The organism is Corynebacterium sp. (assembly GCF_022712195.1).
GTDB lineage: Bacteria > Actinomycetota > Actinomycetes > Mycobacteriales > Mycobacteriaceae > Corynebacterium.
In genome coordinates this window covers 1-25,641 of sequence record NZ_JALAGY010000013.1, presented here as the reverse complement: position 1 = coordinate 25,641, position 25,641 = coordinate 1, and the positions used below count along the sequence as shown (strand labels likewise).

Sequence of the window (25,641 nt, the reverse complement as noted above, 5' to 3'; positions counted from 1 at the left end):
TGGCAGTGAGCGATAGCACCACCTATGAGACCATCGTCGTCGGAACCGACGGATCCTCGTCATCCGTCCTGGCGGTGAAACGCGCGGCAGCGCTGGCCGCGGCATTCGATGCCCGGCTCGTCATCGGCTGCGCCTACTACAAGAACGCCGAATCGGCGGTGAAGGCCATCCGGATGGACTCGAAGACGGTGGTCGGGGGTGACCCGGCCCAGGAGAACCTGGCCGCCGCCGTCGCCGCCGCGCAGGAGGTCGGGGCGACGAAGATCTCCACCGCCGTGAAGGAGGGGGCGCCGGTGGACGCCCTCATGGGCATCGTCACCGACGAGTCCGCGGACCTGCTCGTCGTCGGCAACCGCGGCATCAATTCACTGACCGGCCGCCTGCTCGGGTCCGTCCCCGCGGACGTCGCCCGTCAGTCCGACTGCGACGTGATGATCGTCCACACCGTCTGACGCCCCTGTCAGGGCCGGTGGAGTTCGCGGACCTCCCGGGCGAGCCCGGGATCGGGGCCGTCTACCACGGCCCCGGGCACGATGTCGGTGACCTCCAGCGCAGCCACCGGTGACTCCGGTCGCCCGTCCTCGAGGGCCCACCGCCTGAACTGGTCCGCCGACGACGCGTACACGATCCGTCCGAGGCCGGCCCACCCGTGTGCGGCCGCGCACATCGGACAGTGTTCACCGGAGGTGTACACCGTGCATCGCGCCCGCTCCGACGAAGAGAGGTTGGCGACCGCCCACTCGGCGGCGGTGAACTCCGGATGGAGGAGAGGGCTGGCACCGGTCACCACCCGGTTGCGGTCGGTGAACAGGACGGTGTCGCCCGGGCCGACCAGGACCGTCCCGAAGGCCTCGTCGCCGGCATGCCGGGCCTCACGGGCGAGGGAGACGGCCATCCGGAGGAAACCACGGTCGCGGTCGGAGATCCCTGAAGTGTCCATGACACCTTCCTACCAGGGCAACGGCAGGTCGTGGACGAGGCTGAGCCCCTGGGTAGCGCGGGTGACCGCCACGTAGAGGTCATTGAACCCCTGGGGTGACCCGGACGCGATCTCCTCCGGTTCGACCAGGACGACCTCGTCGAACTCCAGGCCCTTGGCACCGTTGACGTCGGAGACCAGCACCGAGTCCGCCCCGAAGCGCCGGTCCAGCCCGGCGACCCGTTCCGGTGCGGCGATGACCCCGACCAGTCCCTCGCCGGCGGCCCGGACGGCACCGGCCACCGCGTCGTCGATCTGCCCCACCGGGAAGTCCCGGATTCCCGAGCCGGTCTCGCGCAGGCAGGTGGGAACGTCCTGACCGGGCGCCACCTCGGCGAGAATGCTCGTCGCCACCGCGGAGATGTCGGAGGGGGTCCGGTAGTTCACGGTCAGCTCGTGGAGCTTCCAACGGTCCTTCACGAACGGTTCAAGGGCGCTCGCCCAGTCCTCGACCCCGGCAGGGCTGCCGGTCTGGGCAGGGTCGCCGACCAGGGTCATCCACCGGTTGGGGGACCGGCGGAAGATCATCCGCCACGCCATGGCGGACAGCTCCTGCGCCTCGTCAACGATGACGTGACCGAACGCCCAGGTGCGGTCGGCGGCGGCGCGTTCGGCGGTGGACATCGAGGACCGGACCCGCTGCCGCTCGGCGAGCTGCTCGGCGTCGATCACGTCGTAGGCCATGAGGATCTCGGCGTCGGTGCCGTCGTCGAGGTCCTGGTACGCCGAACCGCTGAGAATGTCGAGGGCCTCCTGGGCCTCGTCGACCTGGGAGCGCCACCGACGTCGTTCCTCGGCTTCGGCCTCCTCGGCACCGGCGATCCCCAGGATCTCCGCGAGCTCGTCCAGCAGCGGCGCATCGGCCTCGGTCCATGCGTCAGGTGCGCTTTCGCGGAGCAGGGCCTCCCGGGTGAGGTCGTCGTAGTCGGCGGCGGCGGAGTCCACGGCCTGCCGTGAGCCGTAGAGACCCGCGAGAACCTCCTCGGCGGTCAACTCCGGCCAGAGTCCCTCCACCGCCTCGGCGATGTCAGGTTCCGCGGCCAGGTCCTCCCGGAGCTGGTCGCGGTCCGAGGCGGTCAGCAGGTTCTCCCCGCCGAGCGGGTCCGCGCCGATGGAGTCGGCCATCGCGTCGCGCATCAGGTCGAGGACGGCCTCCCGGAAACGGCTGCGTGCCAGGTTGTGGGGACGGTGTGTCCGTCGGGCCCGCGTCCGGGCCTGCCGTGCGATCTGCGGGGTCAACGACACCGTGACCCCGTCGACGAGGAAGTCGATGCTGCGGTCCGGTACCGTCTGCAGGTCCCGCACGGCCCGAGAGAGGATCTCGAGCATCTCCGGTGATCCCTTGACCTCCTGGGCGGTGAGGGTCTCCGCGCTCAGCGGCCGGGCGGTGATCCCGGGCAGCAGGGATCCCGGGGTGGCCAGGACGACCCCGGTCTCACCGAGACTCGGGAGCACCTGGGAGATGTAGTCCAGGAAACGCCGGTTCGGGCCGATGATCAGAACGCCGGTGTTCGACAGCTGCTCGCGCCAGGTGTACAGCAGGTAGGCGGTCCGGTGCAGGGCGACGGCGGTCTTGCCCGTGCCCGGTCCACCCTGCACCACCGTCACCCCCCGGTGCTCCTCGCGGATGATCCGGTCCTGTTCAGCGACGATGGTGTCGACGATGTCGTGCATGTGCCGGTCCCGGGCGCGGTTCACCGCGTGCAGCAGTGCGCCCTCCCGGGCGACGGAACCGTCGCGCCCGTCGGGCACGGCACCGTCGCCCCCGGAGAGACGCTCGTCGGCCACGTCGGTCACCGTGCGTCCACGTGTCCGGATGTGCCGTCGGACATGGACGCCCTCGGGGTGGAGGGTGGTGGCCAGGTAGAACGGACGGGCCAGCGGCGCACGCCAGTCCATGAGCAGCGTGCGCATCTCGTCGTCGGCGGTGTGCAGGCCGATCCTGCCGATGTAGCGACGGTCGAGTGCCGGTCCACCGTCGGAGTCGGCGACGGGGTTCTCGGGCTCGTCGTCGTCGACGTCGATACGTCCGAAGAACAGTCCGATCTCCGCCGCCGAGAACTCGTCGAGCCGTCCGGCGATCTCGAAGGTCTCGTGGTCACGCTCGAGGAGCGTCTGCGGCTGGTCGATGTCCGCCCGACGACGTTGCGCCGTTCGCAACCGGTCGGTGAGACGTTCGCGCGCCTCGTCGACGACGGCGAGCAGCTGGTCGAGGTGTTCCTGCTCCGCGACGATGTCGGGGTGCTCGGAAGGGGTGGCGCTCATGGTCTCCTGGATCTCTCGAAGGACGTCCGTCGCTCGCGCAACAGGACGACCATTCTACGCGGCCGGAGGTACGGGGAGTGTCCGCCACTCACCACCCTCGTTCGCGCCACTCACCGAGGTGCGGGCGTTCGGCGCCGATCGTCGTGCCGTCACCGTGACCCGGGTGCACCCGGGTGTCGTCGGGGAGGGTGAAGCAACGGCGCTCGACGTCGGAGATCAGCGACGAGAAATCCTCCGGTGACGAGGTCTTGCCCACCCCGCCGGGGAACAGGCTGTCCCCGGGGAAGAGGTCGTCGGGCCCGTCGTGCCGCGGGAGGATCACACCCAGACCGCCGGCGGTGTGGCCACGCAGCAGGATCAGCCGCATGCCGAGGGCGTCGAGTGAGGGGGAGGAGGTGGTGAAGGGCTCCGGAGTGTCGTCGTCCGCGTCGTGACCCCAGGTCCGGTCGACGGCGACCGGCAGATCCGGTGCGTCCTGGACCGAGGCGTGGTGACGCGCCCCGGTGGCCTCCAGCACATCCGCCAGGGCCTGGACATGGTCGTGGTGGCGGTGGGTGGTCAGGACGTCGGTGATTCTCACCCCGGCGTCCGCGGCAACGGCGAGCAGGCGCCCGGCCTCGTCCGCCGCGTCGATCAGCAGGGCGTCTCCGCCCGCGCTGACCAGGTAGCAGTTGTTGCCCATCGGGCCTACTGTCGTCGTGGTGACCTGTGCGGAATCCATGGCCCCCACCATAGCGCCGCCGACGACGGGACGGAGCCCCGATTTTCGACTATCCGTTCGACTGCGCGGGGGCCTTCACGTACGATGGCGACGCAGTGATGAACTTCCATGAAGGAGAACCGGGTGGCTGAGATCCTCACCGTGCGCGGAGCGCGGGAACACAATCTGCAGGGCGTGGACATCGACCTGCCGCGGGAGCGGATGATCGTCTTCACCGGGCTGTCCGGCTCAGGGAAGTCGTCGCTGGCGTTCGACACCATCTTCGCCGAAGGTCAGAGACGGTACGTGGAGTCGCTGTCGTCCTACGCCCGCCAGTTCCTCGGGCAGATGGACAAGCCCGACGTCGACCTCATCGAGGGACTGTCCCCTGCGGTGTCCATCGACCAGAAGTCCACGAACCGCAACCCCAGGTCGACCGTGGGCACGATCACCGAGATCCACGACTACCTCCGCCTGCTCTTCGCCCGCACCGGTGTCGCGCACTGCCCGGAATGCGGGGAGCGTATCCAGGCCCAGACACCGCAGCAGATCGTCGACCAGATCCTGGAGATGGAGCAGGGCCTGAAGTTCCAGGTGCTCGCACCGGTCGTACGGACAAGGAAGGGCGAGTTCGTCGACCTCTTCGAGAACCTCGCCTCCGAGGGGTACTCCCGCGTGCTCGTCGACGGGGAGACCTTCCGGCTGTCGGACCCGCCCACCCTGGAAAAGCAGGTCAAGCACGACATCGACGTGATCGTCGACCGTCTGCAGGTGAAATCCTCCCAGAAGCAGCGCCTCACCGACTCGGTGGAGACGGCGTTGCGGCTCGCCGACGGACGGGTGGTCATCGACTTCGTGGGCCTCGAGGAGACCGACGAGAACCGCTACAGGCGTTTCTCGGAGCACATGGCCTGCCCCAACGGGCACCCGCTCGCGATCGACGAACTGGAGCCCCGGAGCTTCTCCTTCAACAGTCCCTACGGTGCGTGTCCGGTGTGTGACGGCCTCGGGACCCGTCTGGAGGTGGACGAGAAGCTGGTCATCCCGGACGAGGAGGCGCCGCTGCTGACCGCGGTGGCGCCCTGGGCGTCCAGCCCGAACCACAAGTACTTCGACAAGCTCCTCGCGGCGCTCGCCGAGAACATCGGCGTGGACCCGCGGACGCCGTGGTGCGATCTCACGAAGAAGGAACGAAAGGCCGTGCTCCAGGGGCACCCGGAGGAGATCACCGTCCGTTACCGCAACCGCTACGGCCGCTCGCGGCAGTACTCGGCGCCGTTCGAGGGTGTCATGCCTTATCTGCACCGCAAGATCGACCAGGCCGAGAGCGAGCACCAGAAGGAGCGTTTCCTCGGGTACATGCGGGAGGTGCCCTGCACGACCTGTGAGGGGACCCGCCTGCGCCCGGAGATCCGGATGGTCACCATCAGCTCGGAGCTCGGGGAGAAGTCGATCGCCGACGTCTCCGACCTGAGCATCGAGGAGGCCAGCGACTTCCTGGACCGGCTGAGCCTGTCCCGCCGCGACGAGATGATCGCCGGACGGGTGCTGAAGGAGATCCAGGCGAGGCTGACGTTCCTGCTCGACGTGGGTCTGAACTACCTCAACCTGTCCCGCGCCGCGGCGACCCTGTCCGGTGGTGAGGCCCAGCGCATCCGGCTGGCCACCCAGATCGGCTCCGGGCTCGCCGGGGTGCTCTACGTTCTCGACGAACCGTCGATCGGGTTGCACCAGCGCGACAACAAGCGGTTGATCAGGACTCTGCAGCACCTGCGTGACCTCGGAAACACGCTGATCGTCGTCGAGCATGACGAGGAGACCATCAGGACGGCCGACTGGCTGGTGGACATCGGACCACGCGCCGGTGAGTACGGAGGACGGATCGTCTACGAAGGCGAGCCCGACGGAATTCTGGAGGCCGGAGAGTCGCTCACCGGGCAGTACCTCTCCGGGAGCAGGCTCCTCGCCGTCCCCGACAAGCGGCGGCCGGTGGACCGGTCACGGACCATCACCGTGCACGGTGCGACCGAGAACAACCTCAGGGACGTCACCGTCAGTTTCCCCCTCGGAATCCTGACCTGCGTCACCGGTGTCTCGGGCTCGGGGAAGTCGAGTCTCGTCAACGGGATCCTGGCCCAGGTCCTGGCCAACGAGCTCAACGGCGCACGGCAGGTCCCCGGCCACCACCGCAAGGTCACCGGGCTCGACCAGCTCGACAAGCTCGTGCGGGTGGACCAGAGTCCGATCGGCCGGACCCCGCGCTCCAACCCGGCGACCTACACCGGCGTCTTCGACAAGATCCGGAACCTCTTCGCCGAGACGACCGAGGCCAAGGTCCGCGGCTACAAGGCGGGCCGGTTCAGCTTCAACGTCAAGGGTGGACGGTGTGAGGCCTGCCGCGGCGACGGGACGTTGAAGATCGAGATGAACTTCCTCCCGGACGTCTACGTGCCCTGCGAGGTGTGCAACGGCGCCCGGTACAACCGGGAGACCCTGGAGGTCCACTACAAGGGCAAGACGATCTCCGAGGTCCTGGACATGCCGATCAACGAGGCCGCGGAGTTCTTCGCCCCGATCACCTCGATCGCCCGGTACCTCGACACGCTCGTGGATGTCGGGCTGGGGTACCTGCGGCTCGGACAGGCGGCGACCACACTGTCCGGTGGTGAGGCCCAACGCGTGAAGCTGGCCAGTGAGCTCCAGAAACGTTCCAACGGGCGGACCGTCTACATCCTCGACGAACCCACCACCGGCCTGCACTTCGAGGACATCCGCAAGCTGATGCTGGTGATCCAGGGACTCGTGGACAAGGGCAACACGGTGCTGGTCATCGAGCACAACCTGGACGTGATCAAGGCCGCGGACTGGGTCATCGACATGGGGCCTGAAGGCGGTTCGGGCGGCGGCACGGTGGTCGCGGAAGGGACGCCGGAGGAGGTCGCCACAGTGGAGGGGTCACACACGGGGTCGTTCCTCAGGGACCTGCTCTGACCGGTCCGTACCCGGGGGAGTCGCAGGTGCCGGCCGTCGCCGTTCGCGGAGGATCGCGGCGCCCAGGAGAATCGCGCCGCAGATGATGAACGCCGCCACCTGGATCAGGCCCGCGAGTGCCGAGAGGTCGAAGAACACCAGCTTCGCCGCGGCCAACAGGGCCAGTGCCAGCCCGGACGCTCCGTTGTCCCGGATCAGCATGGCCACCCCGAGTCCCATCCAGGTGACCGAGGTGACCAGATGCCCGGCCATGAAGGCGACGTCGGTGTCGCTCACCGTGACGAAGATCAACGGGATGGCGGAGGTGACGAGAACGAGCAGCAGTGCGGCGAGAGCGAGGGAGATCTCCCTCGTCGCCCCGAGCGACCGTGAACGGGCGAGTGCCAGTCCACCGGGCACAGCCAGCAGGACCAGGACCGGCCACATCAGTGCGGGGGAGACGTCCGCACCACCCCATGCGGGGACCGCCCGGGGGAGGGCGTAGGCCAGGGTGAGGGCGAAGACGATCCACACCAGCGGTACCGGCAGGTGGTCGGACAGCAGCAGCAGAACGGTGGACAGTGCAGTCAGCGCGACCATCCACCACAGGGCCCCGGTGACGTAGGGGTCGTCCTGACGGATCATCAGGACCGCGACAATGCCGGCGATACCGCTGCACAGTGCCGCCTGCAGCGTGGCAACCCGCGGGTCAGCGTGTTCCGGGGAACTGACCTGCGTCCGCAGGGAGATCCCGGTGACGACCGCCCTGCCGGCTGCGTAGGCGACCGGCGCCCCGGCGACGGCGAGGCAGGAGATCGTCGTCGCGGTGACCTCGAGACGGCCCGCGGCATCGGAGAGGAGGAGGACGGTGGGGAACGTCGACACCGGGATCCAGCGGGAGACCGCGGCGAGCGCAGCGCTCTGCGGGGGCGTGGAGGCCGCCAGCAGGCACATGAGTGCGGTGCCGACGAGCGCGCTTCCCGTGAGGGCGGCGAGTTGTCCGTCTCCGAAGAGGACGGCGGCCCCCAGTGAGAAGACGGCCGCCGAGGACAGGGAGACCACCTTCCACTCCCGGTGCAGTGTCGTCGCCGCTCCGGTGAGCGCGACGGCGATGAGAGACAGCGCATCGAAACGTGAGGAGTCGGTGACCTGCAGGAGATGCAGGACAGCCGGAGTGAGGAAACCTGCGCCGGCCAGCAGCAGGACAACCGCGAGAGGTTGACGGGACCAGCTCCAGGCGGTGATCATGCCGGCGGAGGCGATCGCCGCCACCAGCACGACACCGAGCCCGGGATCCAGCCAGCCCAGTCCGAAGACCAGCACCCAGAGGTCGGTGAACATGCCGAGGACGCCGGCACTGACCAACGCCGCGGCAGTCGGGCCGTCGGGGCTCCGCCGGTGCACCGCGAATCCCCCGAGGATGAGCAGCAGGCAGAGCACGGCGGCACCGGAGACTGCGCTGGCGGGCCCCAGCCACCCCCGGCTGAACGCCTGGACGGCGAGGAACACCAGCCCGATCACGGTGATCACACCGCCGAGGACCGAGACCCCCAGGGTGACCTTGTCCTTGTCCTCCAGGAACCTCCCCACAGGTCCGAGGACCGGGGCGGGAGTCGATGGCGGTGGCGGCAGCGGTGGCGGCGATGCGGTCGTCACCGAGCCGGCGGTCACCGGGCCGGCGGTCGGCCAGGACTCGGGCCGGTAGCCTTCCGGTGTCCGCGGGGATTCCTCGGGCCCAGGGACGCGGGAGTGCAGCCGCGCGAGCAGTTCGTTGGTGATTCTCACGGTCTCCCGGTGGGCGGCCTCGGAGCGTTGGAGAGAGACCTCGAGCTGCCGGCGGAGGACGTCGATGTCCTCAGGCCTGCCCCCGGGCGTATGTGTCTCGTTCATGAAATGAAACTAGCAGCCGGGTGGGTTGACGGCGGGCGTTTGTGTCATGTTCCCGTGTTCTGCTACGGTGTTGTCCACTACCGCCTGTCAACGATGTCAGGCTGCAAGTGGAGTCACTCCCACCTGAGACCGCCGGTTCGGCAGGGCTCGGGTCACTGGAACGGTCACCGGCAACCACACTGTGGAACGATCGGGGCCGTCCGAGGTACGGTACAGAAGTATCGTCCGGGGGGACAGCACTCGCAGTACGCGGTACACGTTTCTACCACTGCTACTGAGGAGTTCTCATCAGCGCACAAGCTCGCATAAACGACCGGATTCGAGTTCCCGAGGTCCGACTCGTCGGTCCGGGTGGCGAACAGGTCGGTATCGTCCGAATCGACGATGCACGCAAGCTGGCCTATGACGCAGATCTCGACCTGGTTGAGGTCGCACCGAACGCCAAGCCGCCCGTGTGCAAGATCATGGACTTCGGCAAATTCAAGTACGAACAGGACCAGAAGGCCCGCGAGTCCCGCAAGAACCAGCAGCAGACCGTGGTCAAGGAGCAGAAGTTCCGCCCCAAGATCAGCGACAACGACTACGAGACGAAGAAGTCCAACGTGGTCCGGTTCCTGGAGAAGGGGTCCAAGGTCAAGGTCACCATCATGTTCCGTGGACGGGAGCAGTCCCGTCCCGAACTGGGTTTCAGGCTGCTCGAGCGGCTGGCGGACGATGTGCGTGAGTTCGGCGTTGTTGAGACCCGTGCAAAGCAGGACGGTCGCAATATGACGATGGTGCTGGGACCTGTCCGCAAGGGCAAGAAGTAGTTCCCCGACCTCCGGTCGGCACCTACCCACGAAGAAGTTAAGGATCCACGATGAAGCAGAAGACCCACAAGGGCACCGCCAAGCGCATCAAGGTCACCGGTTCCGGCAAGCTGCGTCGCGAGCAGGCGAACCGTCGCCACCTGCTGGAGGGCAAGCCCTCCAAGCGCACCCGTCGCCTCAAGGGCACCGAGGAAGTTGCACCGGCGGACGTCAAGCGCATCAAGCGCCTGCTGGGCAAGGCCTGAGCGCCTACACCGTCTCGACTCGTATTCCGTAATTCCAGGGACCACCGGTGATCCGGTGAATCCCGAAGATCACAAAGCTAGAAGATAAGGACGTCCCACCATGGCACGTGTCAAGCGCTCAGTGAACGCGAAGAAGAAGCGTCGCGAGATCCTCAACGAGGCCTCCGGCTACCGCGGCCAGCGCTCCCGCCTGTACCGCAAGGCCAAGGAGCAGGTCCTCCACTCCAAGACCTACGCGTTCCGCGACCGTCGTGCTCGCAAGGGTGAGTTCCGCAAGCTGTGGATCCAGCGCATCAACGCCGCCGCCCGCGCGAACGACATCACCTACAACCGTCTAATCCAGGGCCTGCGTCTCGCCGGCATCGAGGTCGACCGGAAGAACCTGGCCGAGATCGCCGTCTCGGACCCGCAGGCCTTCACCGCCCTCGTCGAGGCAGCCAAGGCCGCCCTCCCCGAGGACGTCAACGCACCGGTCTCGAACTAAGGGCCCCTGCGTTCCACCGCGCCACCGCCCCGTGCACCGCACGGACGGTCGGCGCGGTTTCCGCGTTTCCGGGGGCCCGGAGGAGGTCGGGCAGTCGGGCCGGCCGACACCCCGCCACGCTAGAATCGTGGACCATGACTGAGAACCCGTCCGCACCGTCCACCGCACGTCCCCTCGCAGCCGACTGGCGGACCTGGATGGGTGACGAGCCCTTCACCGAACGGACCCCGCGCATCGTCAACGCGGCCAAACTGCACCGTGCCACGGCACGGAAGAAGGCGGGACGGTTCCTGGCCGAGGGGTCGAATGCGGTGACCGCCGCGCTGCGTTACGGCGACGTGGTCGAGGTGTACCTCACCGAACAGGGGCTCGACGCCGTCGGCCCCGAGTTCGACCAACTCACCGGGGACGACGACAGGGGTGTACGTGTCCACCTGATCACCGGACGGGCCGCCGCAGCACTCTCGGAGTCGGTGACCCCGACCGGGATCTTCGCGCTGTGCCGGCACCAGCTCGTGGACCTGTCCGACGCGGTGCTGGGGGACCTTGTCGCGGTCCCCGTCGAGACTTCCGAGCCGGGCAACGCCGGTGCGCTCGTCCGCGTCGCCGACGCCACCGGTGCCGCGTCCGTCGTCTTCGCCGGCGCCACGGTGGACCCGCAGGGCGGCAAGGCGGTGCGGTCGTCGGCAGGGTCGCTGTTCCACCTCCCGGTCGCCCGGCACACCGGGGTCGCCGAGGTCATCGACCTGCTCCACGAGCGGGGGTTCACGGTGCTGGCCACGTCCGGGGACGGGGACGTCTCGCTGGACGCGGCGTCCGTCCCGCAGGACGGCCAGCCGGCTCTGCTGGGGGAGAAGATCGCGTGGCTCTTCGGCAACGAGGCACACGGACTGGGTGACTGGCAGGACCTGGCCGACGTCCGCGTGTCGATTCCGATGGGGGGCAGGGCCGAGAGCCTGAACCTCGTGACCGCGGCTGCGATCTGCCTCTACGAGACGGCACGGGTCGCCAGAGGTGCCTGAACACCGGTCACGGGGAGGCGTCCCCGACCTCCCGGTGTGCCGGTGACATTGGTATCATCTTGAGTCGACTCCAAAAGGGGATCGACCGGGACAAGAATGAGTGCGAGGTGCGCTAGGTGGCTGACGACATCGACATGAGTGAGGCCGGACTGGAGGCTGCGGCGGACGCCGCCGTGACGGCCTTCGCCGCGGCCGGGGACCTGGACACGCTGGCGGAACTCCGTCGTGCCCACCTCGGTGACGACGCCCCGGTGCCCTCGGCACGTCGATACCTCGGCTCCCTGCCGAAGGACCGGCGCAAGGACGCGGGCCGTCTGGTCAACCAGGCCCGGGGCAGGATCGAGAAGGCGTACGCCACGGCGAAGGCCGCCCTCGAGGAGAAGCGGAACGCCGAGGTCCTGGCCGCCGAGCGGATCGACGTCACCATGCCCACCGCGCGCGGTCAGCGCGGTGCCCAGCACCCGATCACGATCCTGTCCGAGCAGATCGCGGACATTTTCGTCGGGATGGGGTGGGAGATCGCCGAAGGCCCCGAGGTCGAGGCGGAGTACTTCAACTTCGACGCCCTGAACTTCCTGCCGGACCACCCTGCCAGGACCCTGCAGGACACCTTCCACATCGGTCCCGAGGGTTCCGGCCAGGTCCTTCGCACACACACCTCCCCGGTCCAGGTGCGGACCCTGCTGGACCGCGATCTCCCGGTCTACATCGCCTGCCCGGGACGCGTGTTCCGTACCGACGAGCTGGACGCCACCCACACCCCTGTCTTCCACCAGGTCGAGGGACTGGCGGTGGACAAGGGCCTGACCATGGCACACCTCAAGGGCACCCTCGACCACCTGGCCCGGACCCTGTTCGGCGAGGACGCGGTCACGCGGATCCGTCCGAACTTCTTCCCCTTCACCGAGCCGTCGGCCGAGGTCGACGTATGGTTCCCGAACAAGAAGGGTGGGGCCGGCTGGATCGAGTGGGGTGGATGCGGCATGGTCAACCCGAACGTCCTGACCGCGGTCGGGATCGACCCGGAGGTCTACTCCGGCTTCGCCTTCGGCATGGGGATCGAGCGGACGCTGCAGTTCCGCAACGGCCTGCCCGACATGCGCGACATGGTGGAGGGCGACGTCCGCTTCACCGAGCCCTTCGGTATCCGCGGCTGAAGACCGCGCGACGCCACCGGAACATCCCCCGTCATCACCTAGAGGAACCGAGCACCCGTCAATGCTGATCTCACAGTCCTGGCTCACCCGCCTTCTCAAGACCTCCACCGCCCCCTTCACTGTTCCGGCCGAGGAGCTGGACGCCGGATTCGTGCGCGTCGGATTCGAGACCGAGGGTTACGAGCAGATCGAGCCGACCACCGGACCACTGGTGTTCGGGCGCGTCGAGCACATCGAGGAGCTCGAGGGCTTCAAGAAGCCCATCCGGTACTGCGACGTGAACGTGGGCCGGGCCAACGGGAGCGGGGAGCCGCAGCACATCATCTGCGGGGCCAGGAACTTCCGTGAAGGTGACGTCGTCATCGTCTCGTTGCCCGGTGCCGTGCTTCCCGGTGGCTTCGAGATCAGCGCCAGGGAAACCTACGGCCGGACGTCCGAGGGCATGATGTGCTCCGCCGCCGAACTCGGACTGGCGTCGGTGCAGACCGCCGGGATCATCGCCCTGCGTGGCGCCGAGGCGCAGGATCCCCGGGTCGTGGTCGGGGAGGACGCCCGCGACTTCCTCGGGCTCGACGACACCGTCTTCGACGTGAACATCACCCCGGACCGCGGCTACGCGCTCTCGGCCCGTGGACTGGCCCGGGAACTCGCCAGCTCGTTCTCCCTGACCTTCCGCGACCCGGCCGAGGACCCGGCCGCGGCGGCGTTGCCGACCGACCTGTTGGCAGGGCTGCCCCACGCGACCGACCGTGGGGACCTTCCCCGGGTCACCGTCGACGAGGACACGAAGTGTTCCCGTTTCGGCATCCGGAAGGTCACCGGCATCGCACCTGACGCGGAGTCGCCCTACTGGCTCCAGCGTGAGCTGCTGCTGTGCGGCCAGCGTCCGGTGAACGCGCCGACCGACGTCACCAACTACATCATGTTCCTGCTCGGCCAGCCGATGCACGCCTTCGACGCGGACCGGATCACCGGGGACCTGCACGTCCACCTCGCCACCGAGGGGCAGAAGCTCACCACCCTCGACGGCGTGGACCGCACCCTGTCGGCCGAGGACGTGGTCATCTCCGACGACGCCGGAATCCAGTCCATGGCCGGTGTCATGGGCGGCTCCACCTCGGAGATCTCGGGGTCGACCACGAGTGTCTACTTCGAGGCCGCCCACTTCGACCAGATCACCGTCGCCCGGACCTCCCGCCGGCACCGCGTGTCCTCGGAGTCGTCGCGACGCTTCGAACGTGGCACGGATCCGGCGGTCATCGAGGCCGCACTGGATTTCGCCGTCGCGTTGCTGACCCGGATCGCCGGTGGTCAGGTGGAGCCGGGGGTGAGCCTGGTGGGGGAGGTGCCGGCGATGCCGGTCATCGACATGCACACCTCCCGTCCGGGAAAGACCGCGGGCATGATCTACCCGACCGGGACGACGGTGTCGCGGCTGACCGAGGTGGGCTGTTCGGTGCGCGAGACCGGTGAGCGCGACACCAACGGCGCCAAGGCGATCGAGGTGACGCCGCCTACCTGGCGGCCCGACCTCACCATGCCGGCCGACCTCGTCGAGGAGGTGCTGCGTCTCGAGGGGCTGGACAAGATCCCGTCCGTCGTGCCGACGGCCCCGGCCGGACGCGGCCTGTCGCCGCGCCAGAGGATGCGTCGTTCGGTGGGGCATGCGCTCGCCTGGAACGGCTACGTGGAGGTGCTGCCCAGCCCCTTCGTCCCGAACGACGTCTTCGATGTGTGGGGTCTGGACGCCGACGACCCGCGTCGCCGTGCGGTGCGTGTCCTGAATCCCTTGGAGAGTGACGTCGCGACGATCGGGACCAGTCTGCTCCCGTCGATGATCGACTCCCTGCGGCGCAACATCGCCCGCGGCCAGCACGACGTGGCGCTCTACGGCGTGGAGCAGGTCACCCTGCCCACCGCGGAGTCCGGGACCTCGCCGATGCCGTCGACGGCGGCCCGGCCGTCGGACGGCGAGGTGGCGGATCTGCTGGCCACTCTTCCGGAGCAGCCGTTGAGCGTGTCCGTGATCGCCGCGGGAAACCGGGTGCTCCAGGGAACCTGGGGCGACGCGGTGCCGTTCGAGGCGGCCGACGTCTTCGACGCGGCCCAGACCGTCGCCCGTGCCGCAGGTGTGGAGATCACCCTGCGTAACACCGAGTTCCTGCCGTGGCACCCGGGACGCTGTGCGGAGATCCTCGTCGACGGTACGGTCGTCGGCCACGCCGGTGAACTCCACCCCCAGGTGTGTGAGCGTGCGGACCTGCCGAAGCGGTCGGTGGCGCTGGAGATGAATCTCGACGCCCTGCCGCTGAAGGAGTCCTTCCCCCGCCCGGTGATCTCCCCGTTCCCCGCGGTGAACCAGGACGTGGCCGTCGTCGTGGACGAGACCACGCCCGCCGCCGACGTCCAGCGGGCGCTGGTGGACGGCGCCGGTGAGCTGCTGGAGCACATCCGGCTGTTCGACGTCTACCGCTCGGAGGCGTTGGGGGAGGGCAGGCGGTCGCTGACCTTCACCCTGCGGTTCCGTGCCCCGGACCGCACGCTCACCGAGGATGAGGCGTCGGCGGCCCGCGAGGCAGCGGTGTCCGTTGCGGCGGAGAGGGTGGGCGCGACCCTGCGAGGATAGTGCATAAAAACCGAGAATCTGCATAACTTGCGTTCGTTCGTTTCTCGGTGCATACTTGCACAATGATTTCCATCGCAGTCGCAGGCGCCAGCGGTTACGCGGGCGGAGAAGCTCTCCGCCTCCTCCTGAACCACCCAGGCCACGGCCGGGACTTCGAGATCGGCGCCCTCACCGGCGCGTCCAACGCCGGTCAGCGCTTCGGCGGACTCGTCCCCGGCCTGCCGCAGCTTGCGGACCGGGTCGTCCAGGAGACCACCGAAGAGGTCCTCGGCGGGCACGACGTGGCCGTCCTCGCACTTCCGCACGGTGTCTCCTCCTCGCTGGACCTGGGGGACACCGTGGTCCTGGACTGCGGCGCGGACCGGCGGCTCGTCTCGCCCGACGACTGGGCGGCGTACTACGGCGGACCACACCCCGGAAGCTGGCCCTACGGCATCCCCGAACTGCCCGGCAACCGTCCCGCCATCGCCGCCGCCACCGGGGTGGCTGTCCCCGGCTGCTTCCCGACCGGCGCCACCCTGGCGATGCTGCCCGGCATGGCGGCGGGCCTGATGAGCCCCGAGGTCTCCGTCGTCTCCGTCACCGGGGTCACGGGTGCGGGGAAGAAGCCCGCGGTGGGCCTGCTCGGCGGTGAGACCATGGGTAACCTGCGCGCCTACAAAGTCGGCAGCCACCGGCACACCCCCGAGATCGCACAGAACATCCGGCGGGTGTCGCCCCAGGGTGCGGACGCGCGGGTCACCTTCACCCCGGTGCTCGCACCCCTCGGCCGGGGCATCCTGTCCACCGTGACCGCACAGGCCACCGGGGACGCGGCGGCACTGCGGGCCGCCTACGAGGAGTTCTGCGCCGCGGAGCCCTTCCTCCATCTCCTCCCGGAGGGGGAGCAGCCCGAGGTCAAGAGCGTGGTGGGGACCAACATGGCCCACATCCAGGTCTCCGTGACCGACGGCACGGTCGTGGCCACCAGCGCGATCGACAACCTGACCAAGGGCACCGCCGGCGCCGCCGTGCAGTGCCTCAACCTGATCCAGGGCTGGGACGAGACCGCAGGTCTCCCGATGGCCGGAATCTGACCCGAACGAGGACCACACCACCATGAGCGAGAACCTCCACCCGAACACGTCCCCCGCCGGGGCCACCGGCGTCACCGCCGCGGCCGGGTTCCGTGCCGCGGCGACCACCGCCGGCATCAAGCCCTCGGGCAAGCCGGACATGGCCCTCGTCGTCAACGACGGCCCCGAATACACCGCGGCGGCGGTGTTCACCCGAAACCGTGTCGTCGCCTCCCCGGTGAAGCTCACCCGCGCGAACAACGACGGCACCTTCCACGCCGTGGTCCTCAACGCCGGCAACGCCAACGCCTGCAACGGTGAACAGGGCGACCGGGACGCCGCGGCGACCGCGGAGGCCGTCGCCACCCGGCTCGGTGTGGACCCGACCGAGGTGGCGGTGTGCTCCACCGGCCTGATCGGGGACACCCTGCCGATGGACAAGGTGCTCGCCGGCGTAGACACACTGACCACGGAGATCCAGGCAGACTCCGCGACCTCCCCGGCATCGGGCAGCGCAGCCGCCGAGGCCATCATGACCACGGACCTGGTCAGTAAACAGGCCGTCCACCACGGCGACGGATGGACACTGGGTGGAATGGGCAAGGGTGTGGGCATGATGGCCCCGTCGCTGGCCACGATGCTCATCGTGTTGACCACCGACGCGCACGTCGACGACCCCGCCCCCGCGCTCAAGGCGTCCACGGAGGTCACCTTCGACTGCGTCGACATCGACGGCTCGACCTCCACCAACGACACCGTGATCCTCATGGCGAACGGGGCGTCCGGGGTGACACCGTCGGACGAGGAGTTCCGTACCGCCGTGCACGCCGTCTGCCTCGACCTGGCCAGGCAGCTGCAGGCGGACGCCGAAGGGGTGACGAAGCGGGTCTCCATCACTGTGACCGGCACCGACTCCGACGCCGACGCGAAGGTCGCCGCCCGTGTCCTCGGCCGCGACAGCCTCTTCAAGTGCGCGATGTTCGGTTCCGACCCGAACTGGGGACGCACCCTCGCCGCCGTGGGCATGGCCCCGGTGAACATGGACCCCGACCGGATCTCGGTCAGCTTCAACGGTCAGCCCGTGTGCGTCGACGCCACCGGTGCCCCCGGTGCCCGTGACGTGGACCTCTCGGGTACCGACATCGACGTCCTCGTCGACCTCGGTACCGGGGGAGAAGGCAAGGCCACGGTCTGGACCACCGACCTCTCCCACGACTACGTCCACATCAACTCCGCCTACAGCTCATAGAGGAGCAGTCATGACCGAGCCAGACCCCGAGAAGGTCGTCTACCGCGGCGCCACCGACCTCGACCCGGCCACCCGGGCGAACGTCCTCGCCGAGGCGCTGCCGTGGCTGCTGCACTACCGCGACAAGATCGTCGTCGTGAAGTACGGCGGTAACGCCATGATCGACGACGACCTCAAGGCAGCCTTCGCCGCCGACATGGCCTTCCTGCGGACGGTGGGCGCCCACCCGATCGTCGTCCACGGCGGCGGCCCGCAGATCACCGAGATGCTCGAGAAGGTCAACCTGCCCGGCGAGTTCGTCGGCGGGTTCCGCGTGACCACGCCGGAGACCATGGAGTACGTGCGCATGGTGCTGTTCGGCAAGGTCGGACGTGAGCTCGTGAACCTCATCAACCAGCACGGCCCGTTCGCCGTCGGCACCTCCGGTGAGGACGCCGGGCTGTTCACCGCGGTCAGGAGAACGGCGACCGTGGACGGGGTCGAGGTCGACCTCGGCCGCGTCGGGGATATCTCGCACGTCAACGCCAGTGTGCTGATGGACCTCGTCGACGCAGGCCGGATCCCCGTGGTCGCCCCCTTCGCCCCCGACGAAGACGGCAACGTCTACAACATCAACGCCGACACCGCCGCCGGCGCCCTGGCGGCGGCCGTGGGCGCGGAGCGTCTGGTGGTCCTCACCAACGTCGAGGGTCTCTACACCGACTGGCCGGACAAGAGCTCCCTGGTGTCGAGGATCGCCCCGGACGAGCTGGAGAAGATCCTCCCGGACCTTGACGCCGGCATGATCCCCAAGATGGAGGCCTGCCTCAGCGCGGTCCGGACGGGAGTGTCCGCGGCGCACGTCATCGACGGACGTGAACGCCACTCCGTGATCCTCGAGCTCATGACCGAGGGCGGTATCGGCACGATGATCGCCCGTGACGACTGGGAGTCCCCGCATGCCTGACACCAGATGGACACGACGGTGGGAGTCCGCCATCCTCCCGACCTACGGCACCCCCGCCGTGGAACTTGTCTCCGGTTCCGGGGCGCGCGTGGTGGACTCGGACGGCCGGGAGTACGTGGACCTGCTGGCGGGCATCGCGGTCAACGCCCTGGGGCACGCGCACCCGGCGCTGGTGGAGGCGGTGTCCCGGCAGGTCGCCACACTCGGCCACACCTCGAACATCCACGCCCATCCGCGGGTCATCGAGCTCGCGGAGAGACTGCAGGAGATCACCGCCCCGGGAGCACGGGTGTTCTTCTCGAACTCGGGTGCCGAGGCCAATGAGGCGGCCTTCAAGATCACACGCCTGACCGGACGCGGCCGCGTTCTGGCCGCGGAGAAGGGTTTCCACGGCCGTACCATGGGGTCGCTGGCGCTGACGGGGCAACCCGACAAGCGCGCCCCCTTCGAACCCCTGCCGGGAGGCGTGGAGTTCTACCCCTACGGGGACATCGACGCCCTGCGCCGCCTCGTGGAGGGGGACGGCCGGGCCGCCGACACCGCCGCGGTCTTCCTCGAGTCGATCCAGGGGGAGACCGGTGTCGTGCCGGCGCCGGAGGGTTTCCTGGCCGACGTCCGTGCCCTGTGTGACGAGCACGGGATCCTCATGGTCGTCGACGAGGTCCAGGCGGGTGTCGGACGCACGGGCCGCTGGTTCGGGTACCAGGCCGAGGACGTGGTGCCGGATATCGTCACCCTGGCAAAGGGGCTCGGCGGCGGCCTGCCGATCGGTGCGTGTGTGGCGGTGACCCCGGCGGCCCAACTGCTGACGAAGGGCCAGCACGGGTCGACCTTCGGCGGCAACCCGGTCGCCTGTGCCGCCGGCTGCGCTGTCGTCGACACGATCCGTGCGGAGGACCTCCTCGGACACGTCGGACGGATGGAGCGGATCATCAGGGAGGAACTCGAGCCGTTGGACGCGGTAAGCCGTGTCCGGGGCAGGGGACTGATGCTCGGGGTGGTGCTCGATCCGCCACGTCCCGGCCTGGCCGACGCCGCATTGGCTGCCGGCCTGCTGGTGAACCAGCCCGCCCCGGACGTCCTGCGTCTGGTCCCTCCGCTGACCATCACGGAGAACGACGTCCGTGAATCACTCACAACGCTCAAGGAGCTGCTGTCATGACCCGTCACTTCCTCGCCGACGATGCCGTGTCCGTCGCCGAACAGGCCGAGATCCTCGACCTGGGCATGGAGATGGTCAAGGACCCCCACCGCACCAGTCTGCGGAACAAGTCCGTCGCGGTCCTGTTCGACAAGACCTCCACCCGGACCCGTTTCTCCTTCGACGTCGGGATCCACCAGCTCGGCGGACACCCCGTCGTCGTGGACTCCGGAAAGTCGCAGATGGGAAAGAAGGAGTCCTACCAGGACACCGGAGCGGTGCTGTCCAGGTTCGTCGACGCCGTCGTCTGGCGCACCGGTGCGCACCAGAACCTCCACGACATGGCGGAGACCGCCACCGTGCCGATCATCAACGCCCTGTGCGACGACTTCCACCCCTGCCAGATCCTGGCCGACCTGCTCACCATCCGGCAGCACAAGGGGGAACTGAAGGGGCTCAAGGCCGTGTACCTCGGTGACGGGGCCAACAACATGGCGAACTCCTACATGCTCGGCTTCGCGACCGCCGGGGTGGACATCACCATCGCGGCACCGGAAGGTTTCCGGCCCGAGCAACGGTTCATCGACCGGGCGCAGGTCCGGGCCGACGAGACCGGGGCGACCCTCACCGTCACCGGTACCCCGGACGTGACCGGCGCCGACGTCGTCATCACCGACACCTGGGTGTCGATGGGCATGGACGCCGACCGGGACACCGGTGCGCTGGAGCCCTTCAGGGTCACCGAGGAGCTCATGGCCACCGCGGACAAGGACGCGGTGTTCATGCACTGTCTCCCCGCCTACCGCGGACACGAGGTGACCGCCGGGGTCATCGACGGACCGCAGTCGATCGTGTTCGACGAGGCGGAGAACCGCCTCCACGCGCAGAAGGCTCTGCTGGAATGGCTGCTGAGGTAAACCCCCAGGCGCCGCTGACCCGGTCGGCCCGTCAGGGGCTGATCTCCCGGATCGTGGACAGTCGGCGTGTGGCCAGCCAGCGGCAGCTCCAGGACCTCCTCGCCGCCGAAGGCGTGGAGATCACCCAGGCGACCCTGTCCAGGGACCTCGTCGACCTCGGGGCGCGGAAGGTCCGGGCCGACGGCCAGTCCTTCTACAGTCTCAGCGCCACGGACACCGACCTCTCCGCGGACGGACCGGCCAGGCTACGACGTATCCTCGTCGAGCTCCTCGTCGGGACAGACCACTCGGGGAACACCGCGGTACTGCGGACCCCGCCCGGGGCGGCGCAGTACCTGGCGAGTGTCATCGACCGGTCTGACCTCCCCGAGGTGGTGGCGACGATCGCCGGTGACGACACCGTGTTCGTCCTCGCCCGTGACCCGGTCGACGGCCGGGCCCTCGCAGAACACCTGCACGAGATCTCCGTGTCACCGGCACCGTCCGTGCACGGTGGGTCACACCCACCAGATACACTCAGCTGAGAAGCTGGGACCTAGACCGACAACCATCCCTGTCATCCCGACAACAATCCGAAAGGACTGACGAACACCATGACCGACCGCGTCGTACTCGCCTACTCCGGAGGCCTCGACACCACTGTCGCCATCCCGTACCTCAAGAAGATGACCGGCGGTGACGTCGTCGCAGTGTCCATCGACCTCGGCCAGGGCGGCGAGGACATGGAGTCCGTCCGTCAGCGTGCCCTGGGTGCCGGCGCTGTCGAGTCGATCATCGTCGACGCCCGCGACGAGTTCGCCGACGAGTACTGCCTGCCCACCATCAAGGCCAACGCGATGTACATGAAGCAGTACCCGATGGTCTCGGCGATCTCCCGTCCGCTGATCGTCAAGCACCTCGTCGAGGCGGCCCAGGAGCACGGCGGCACACACGTGGCCCACGGCTGCACCGGCAAGGGCAACGACCAGGTGCGGTTCGAGGTCGGCTTCATGGACACCGACCCCTCCCTGAAGATTATCGCCCCGGCCCGTGACTTCGCCTGGACCCGCGACAAGGCGATCGCCTTCGCCGAGGAGAACGACGTCCCGATCGAGCAGTCGGCGTCCTCCCCGTTCTCGATCGACCAGAACGTGTGGGGCCGTGCCGTGGAGACCGGGTTCCTCGAGGACCTGTGGAACCCGCCGACGAAGGACCTCTACGCCTACACCGAGGAGCCCTCGCTCGGTCAGGCCCCGGACGAGGTCATCATCTCCTTCAAGTCCGGTAAGCCGGTCGCCATCGACGGACGCGAGGTCACCGTCCTCCAGGCCATCGAGGAGCTGAACCGCCGTGCCGGTGCCCAGGGTGTCGGTCGTCTCGACATGGTCGAGGACCGCCTGATCGGCATCAAGTCGCGCGAGGTCTACGAGGCCCCGGGCGCCCTGACCCTCATCCGCGCCCACGAGGCACTGGAGGACGTGACGATCGAGCGCGAACTCGCCCGGTACAAGCGCGGGATCGACGCGGAATGGTCGAACCAGGTGTACGACGGCCTCTGGTTCTCACCGCTGAAGCGTTCCCTGGACGCTTTCATCGAGTCCACCCAGGAGCACGTCACCGGCGACATCCGCCTGGTGCTGCACAACGGTTCGATCGTGGTCAACGGCCGCCGTTCCGATGTCTCGCTGTACGACTTCAACCTGGCGACCTACGACACCGGCGACACCTTCGACCAGACCATGTCGAAGGGCTTCGTCGAGCTCCACGGCCTGTCCTCGAAGATCGCCAACAAGCGCGACCGCGGCGGAAAGTAGTCCCGCATGACCAACGACACCCCTGCAGAGAACCCGGTCGAGCAGCACGGCACCAACGAAGGTGCGTTGTGGGGCGGACGTTTCGCCGGCGGCCCGTCCGAGGCGATGGCCGCGCTGAGCAAGTCGACCCACTTCGACTGGGTCCTGGCACCCTATGACGTGCTGGCGTCGAAGGCGCACGCGAAGGTCCTGCATCGTGCGGGACTGCTGTCCGACGAGGACCTGTCGACGATGCTCGACGGCCTGACCCGGTTGGGCGACGACGTCGCGTCCGGCGCCTTCGTGCCCGACGCCGGTGACGAGGATGTCCACGGCGCCATGGAACGTGGCCTGATCGACCGTGTCGGCCCGGAGGTGGGCGGACGCCTGCGTGCCGGTCGTTCCCGCAACGACCAGGTGGCCACCCTGTTCCGCATGTGGGTCCGCGACGCCGTCCGGGAAACGACCGAGGGCGTGCTCGACGTGGTCGACGCCCTGGTCGCGCAGTCGGAGGCTCACCCGGACGTGATCATGCCGGGCAAGACCCACTTCCAGGCCGCCCAGCCTGTCCTGCTGGGCCACCAGCTGCTGGCGCACGCCCAGCCGCTGCTGCGGGACGTCGAACGTTTCCGGGACCTCGACCGGCGGCTCGCCGTGTCCCCCTACGGTTCCGGTGCCCTGGCAGGCTCGTCGCTGTCCCTGGACCCGGAGGCCATCGCCGCCGAACTCGGTTTCGACTCCGCCGCGGACAACTCGATCGACGCGACCAGCTCGCGGGACTTCGCCTCCGAGACGTCGTTCGTCCTGGCGCAGCTCGCGGTGGACCTCTCCCGACTCGCCGAGGAGATCGTCGCCTGGTCGACGCCGGAGTTCGGCTACGTCACCCTCGCCGACGAGTGGTCGACGGGGTCGTCGATCATGCCGCAGAAGAAGAACCCCGACGTCGCCGAACTGATGCGGGGCAAGACCGGCCGGCTCATCGGCAACCACACCGGCCTGCTGGCGACGTTGAAGGCCCTGCCGTTGGCGTACAACCGTGACCTGCAGGAGGACAAGGAGCCGATCGTCGACTCGGTGGTCCAGCTGCGGTTGCTGCTTCCCGCCATGGCGGGGCTGGTCGGTACGCTGACCTTCCACCCCGAGCGACTGCGCGAGCTGGCACCGGCGGGATTCACGCTGGCCACCGACCTGGCGGAGTGGATGGTCCGTCAGGGGGTGCCGTTCCGCGACGCCCACGAGGCGTCGGGACAGTGTGTGCGACTCGCCGAGAGCAGGGGAGTGGACCTCGTGTCTCTCACGGACGAGGAACTCGCCGGGGTGCACCCGGCCCTGACGGCCGACGTGCGGGAGGTCCTCACCGTCGACGGGGCTGTGGCTTCGAGGTCGACCCGTGGTGGCACCGCAGGAGTCCGTGTGGCCGAGCAACTCGGCAGGGTCTCACAGGCTGTCGCTGACGCCAGGGAATGGGCCGCGGCGACGGTGCGCTGACGTGCGGGCCCTCCGGGGGGAGTCCAGGGGGCCTGTGCGCGCGACCGGGGTCTGGTGGGGATAGACTGACCGGCATGATCGATCCCCGACTTCTCGAGATCCTCGTCTGCCCCAGGGACAAGCAGCCCCTGGAGGTCCACGGGGAGTATCTGGTCAATCCGCGGCTGGACATCGCCTATCCGGTGCAGGACGGTATCCCCGTCCTGCTGTCCGACGAAGCCGTCAGCTGGCCGCTGACCACGAACTGACCCCATCCGAGAAGTACAGAAGGACCCTCCGGCATGACCGACACGACCTCCCAGAACAACATCCTCGATGAGCTGCAGTGGCGTGGACTGATCGCTCAGTCCACCGACCTCGACGCGCTGCGTGAGGAGTTGTCGACCCCGACGACGGCATACGTCGGGTTCGACCCCACCGGCCCGTCCCTGCACGCGGGGCATCTCGTCCCGCTGCTGATTCTCGCCCGCCTCCAGCGTGCGGGACATACGCCGATCGTCATGGCGGGAGGGGCGACCGGCATGATCGGCGACCCCCGCGACGTGGGGGAGCGCACGATGCTCGCCGCCGGGGAAGTGGCGGCGAATGTGGAGCGGATCACCCGGCAGCTGGCCAGGTTCGTCTCCTTCGAGGGGGACAACGCGGCCATCCCCGCCAACAACATCGACTGGACCGCCGGAATGACGGCCATCGACTTCCTGCGTGACGTCGGGAAGAACTTCAGCCTGAACACGATGCTGGCCCGGGACACCGTGAAGCGGCGTCTCGAGACCGACGGGATGTCCTACACCGAGTTCTCCTACATGCTCCTGCAGGCCAACGACTTCGTCCAGCTGCGGCGCACCCACGACTGCCGGCTGCAGATCGGCGGTTCGGACCAGTGGGGCAACATCGTCTCCGGTGTCGACCTGAACCGACGTGTGGACGGCGAGACGGTCCACGGTCTGACGGTGCCGCTGGTGACCGACTCCGAGGGGCGCAAGTTCGGCAAGTCCACCGGTGGCGGGAAGCTCTGGCTCGATCCGGAGATGACGAGCCCCTACAGCTGGTACCAGTACTTCCTCAACGCCGCCGACGCAGACGTCATCCGCTACCTCCGGTGGTTCACCTTCCTGGGGAGGGAGGAGCTTGACAGGCTCGCCGTCGAGGTCGCCGAACGTCCCTTCAAGCGGGAGGCCCAGCGAACCCTCGCCCGAGAGATGACCGAACTGGTGCACGGTGCCGAGGCGGTGGAGAAGGTGGAGAAGGCCGCTGAGGCTCTCTTCGGCAAGGCCGAACTGGCGGAGCTGGACGCGCAGACCTTGACCGGTGCGCTGTCCGAGACCGACTGCGCAGAGGTCGCCCCCGGGGCGAGCGTGGTCGACCTCTTCCTCTCGGTCGGACTGGAGAAGTCCCGGGGCGCGGTCCGGCGCACGATCGGCGAGGGCGGCGCCTACGTGAACAATGTCCGGGTCACCGACATCGACTGGGTTCCGAACCGGGACGACCTGCTCGCCGGGAACTGGCTGGTGCTTCGCAAGGGGAAGAAGAGGTTCGCGGGCGTGAAGCTCGTCGAGGGGGAGTAGCCGCCTCCGGGGAGTGCGCCGCCCCGCATGAACGGCAGCGACATCATCCGTGATCGGTTGGTGTCGCTGCCGTTTTCGGTAGCCGGGGGCGCGCATCTCGTCCTGACCTGCGGGTTTGTGTGTGTGGTGGTGGTCTGTGTAGATTGATGCGAGTCAGCGAGACACCGGGACGGAGTCCGGGTGGTGCTGGTGCAGGGTGCTGGTCGTCATCGGTTGTTTGCCGGTGGGTTGCCTGGTGGCAATGTGATGGTGTACCTTGGTTTTCAGCCGCAGCGGCGTCCTTCCTTTCCTTTGTGTGTGGTTGGGTGTGTTGTGTGCGTGTGTTGTTTGAGAACTCAATAGCGTAACAAACCAAGTATTT

The 25,641-nt window shown here is 68.3% G+C and carries 22 protein-coding genes; 18 read left to right on the top strand and 4 right to left on the bottom strand.

Annotated elements, in window-relative coordinates; genetic code table 11:
- Positions 1–5: 5 nt before the first annotated feature.
- Complete coding sequence (locus Q0A34_RS01765) at positions 6–452, top strand: universal stress protein (protein ID WP_291477881.1); 447 nt, start codon at positions 6–8, stop codon at positions 450–452.
- 8 nt (positions 453–460) lie between these two features.
- Here Q0A34_RS01765 and Q0A34_RS01760 read toward each other — a convergent pair whose 3' ends face one another.
- The 3 genes from Q0A34_RS01760 to Q0A34_RS01750 form a co-directional block, all read right to left on the bottom strand.
- Positions 461–940 (bottom strand): nucleoside deaminase, encoded by a 480-nt coding sequence (locus Q0A34_RS01760; protein ID WP_291477879.1) that lies wholly within the window; start codon positions 938–940, stop codon positions 461–463.
- A 9-nt stretch (positions 941–949) separates the two neighbouring features.
- Positions 950–3,244 (bottom strand): AAA family ATPase, encoded by a 2,295-nt coding sequence (locus tag Q0A34_RS01755; RefSeq protein ID WP_291477877.1) that lies wholly within the window; start codon positions 3,242–3,244, stop codon positions 950–952.
- Positions 3,245–3,332: 88 nt separating this feature from the next.
- Positions 3,333–3,965: an MBL fold metallo-hydrolase gene (locus tag Q0A34_RS01750; protein ID WP_291477876.1), complete on the bottom strand. Its 633-nt coding sequence runs from the start codon at positions 3,963–3,965 to the stop codon at positions 3,333–3,335.
- Between the two features lie 123 nt (positions 3,966–4,088).
- Between Q0A34_RS01750 and uvrA the strand changes: the two genes are divergently transcribed.
- Positions 4,089–6,935, top strand: coding sequence for an excinuclease ABC subunit UvrA (gene uvrA / locus Q0A34_RS01745; protein WP_291477874.1), 2,847 nt, complete (start codon positions 4,089–4,091; stop codon positions 6,933–6,935).
- On the opposite strand, the gene Q0A34_RS01740 is transcribed toward uvrA, so the two are convergent.
- On the bottom strand, positions 6,900–8,804 hold the full coding sequence (locus Q0A34_RS01740; protein ID WP_291477872.1) for a hypothetical protein: 1,905 nt from the start codon (positions 8,802–8,804) through the stop codon (positions 6,900–6,902). The two genes, uvrA and Q0A34_RS01740, sit on opposite strands and share 36 nt — an antisense overlap.
- Before the next feature lie 287 nt (positions 8,805–9,091).
- Here Q0A34_RS01740 and infC point away from each other — a divergent pair, with 287 nt between their 5' ends.
- From infC to tyrS, 16 genes are all read left to right on the top strand, one after another.
- The gene (gene infC / locus Q0A34_RS01735) at positions 9,092–9,613 is read left to right on the top strand and encodes a translation initiation factor IF-3 (protein WP_244804442.1); all 522 of its coding nucleotides are present in this window, start codon (positions 9,092–9,094) and stop codon (positions 9,611–9,613) included.
- A 50-nt stretch (positions 9,614–9,663) separates the two neighbouring features.
- Positions 9,664–9,858 (top strand): 50S ribosomal protein L35, encoded by a 195-nt coding sequence (gene rpmI / locus Q0A34_RS01730; protein ID WP_291477870.1) that lies wholly within the window; start codon positions 9,664–9,666, stop codon positions 9,856–9,858.
- A gap of 100 nt (positions 9,859–9,958) precedes the next feature.
- Positions 9,959–10,342 carry a 50S ribosomal protein L20 gene (gene rplT, locus Q0A34_RS01725; RefSeq protein WP_291477868.1) on the top strand — a complete coding sequence of 128 codons (384 nt, stop codon included), beginning with the start codon at positions 9,959–9,961 and terminating at the stop codon, positions 10,340–10,342.
- 197 nt (positions 10,343–10,539) lie between these two features.
- A complete protein-coding gene (locus Q0A34_RS01720) occupies positions 10,540–11,364 on the top strand; it encodes an RNA methyltransferase (RefSeq protein ID WP_291477906.1) in 825 nt (274 codons plus the stop codon).
- Positions 11,365–11,498: 134 nt separating this feature from the next.
- Complete coding sequence (pheS, locus tag Q0A34_RS01715; protein WP_291477904.1) at positions 11,499–12,521, top strand: phenylalanine--tRNA ligase subunit alpha; 1,023 nt, start codon at positions 11,499–11,501, stop codon at positions 12,519–12,521.
- 61 nt (positions 12,522–12,582) lie between these two features.
- Entirely contained in the window at positions 12,583–15,147 is a 2,565-nt protein-coding gene (gene pheT, locus Q0A34_RS01710) for a phenylalanine--tRNA ligase subunit beta (protein ID WP_291477866.1), read from the top strand.
- 62 nt (positions 15,148–15,209) lie between these two features.
- Complete coding sequence (gene argC, locus Q0A34_RS01705; protein ID WP_291477864.1) at positions 15,210–16,223, top strand: N-acetyl-gamma-glutamyl-phosphate reductase; 1,014 nt, start codon at positions 15,210–15,212, stop codon at positions 16,221–16,223.
- A gap of 22 nt (positions 16,224–16,245) precedes the next feature.
- On the top strand, positions 16,246–17,451 hold the full coding sequence (argJ, locus tag Q0A34_RS01700) for a bifunctional glutamate N-acetyltransferase/amino-acid acetyltransferase ArgJ (protein WP_291477862.1): 1,206 nt from the start codon (positions 16,246–16,248) through the stop codon (positions 17,449–17,451).
- A gap of 10 nt (positions 17,452–17,461) precedes the next feature.
- Positions 17,462–18,397 carry an acetylglutamate kinase gene (argB, locus tag Q0A34_RS01695; protein ID WP_291477860.1) on the top strand — a complete coding sequence of 312 codons (936 nt, stop codon included), beginning with the start codon at positions 17,462–17,464 and terminating at the stop codon, positions 18,395–18,397.
- Positions 18,390–19,559: an acetylornithine transaminase gene (locus Q0A34_RS01690; protein WP_291477859.1), complete on the top strand. Its 1,170-nt coding sequence runs from the start codon at positions 18,390–18,392 to the stop codon at positions 19,557–19,559. Before argB ends, Q0A34_RS01690 begins: the two co-directional genes overlap by 8 nt.
- A complete protein-coding gene (gene argF / locus Q0A34_RS01685) occupies positions 19,556–20,455 on the top strand; it encodes an ornithine carbamoyltransferase (protein WP_291477858.1) in 900 nt (299 codons plus the stop codon). Before Q0A34_RS01690 ends, argF begins: the two co-directional genes overlap by 4 nt.
- Entirely contained in the window at positions 20,440–20,979 is a 540-nt protein-coding gene (gene argR / locus Q0A34_RS01680; protein ID WP_291477856.1) for an arginine repressor, read from the top strand. The genes argF and argR overlap by 16 nt, the downstream gene beginning before the upstream one ends.
- A gap of 69 nt (positions 20,980–21,048) precedes the next feature.
- A complete protein-coding gene (locus tag Q0A34_RS01675; RefSeq protein WP_291477853.1) occupies positions 21,049–22,248 on the top strand; it encodes an argininosuccinate synthase in 1,200 nt (399 codons plus the stop codon).
- A gap of 6 nt (positions 22,249–22,254) precedes the next feature.
- Complete coding sequence (gene argH / locus Q0A34_RS01670; protein WP_291477851.1) at positions 22,255–23,715, top strand: argininosuccinate lyase; 1,461 nt, start codon at positions 22,255–22,257, stop codon at positions 23,713–23,715.
- A 74-nt stretch (positions 23,716–23,789) separates the two neighbouring features.
- A complete protein-coding gene (locus Q0A34_RS01665) occupies positions 23,790–23,963 on the top strand; it encodes a Trm112 family protein (RefSeq protein ID WP_291477850.1) in 174 nt (57 codons plus the stop codon).
- A gap of 33 nt (positions 23,964–23,996) precedes the next feature.
- Positions 23,997–25,280 carry a tyrosine--tRNA ligase gene (tyrS, locus tag Q0A34_RS01660; RefSeq protein ID WP_291477848.1) on the top strand — a complete coding sequence of 428 codons (1,284 nt, stop codon included), beginning with the start codon at positions 23,997–23,999 and terminating at the stop codon, positions 25,278–25,280.
- Positions 25,281–25,641: the final 361 nt, after the last annotated feature.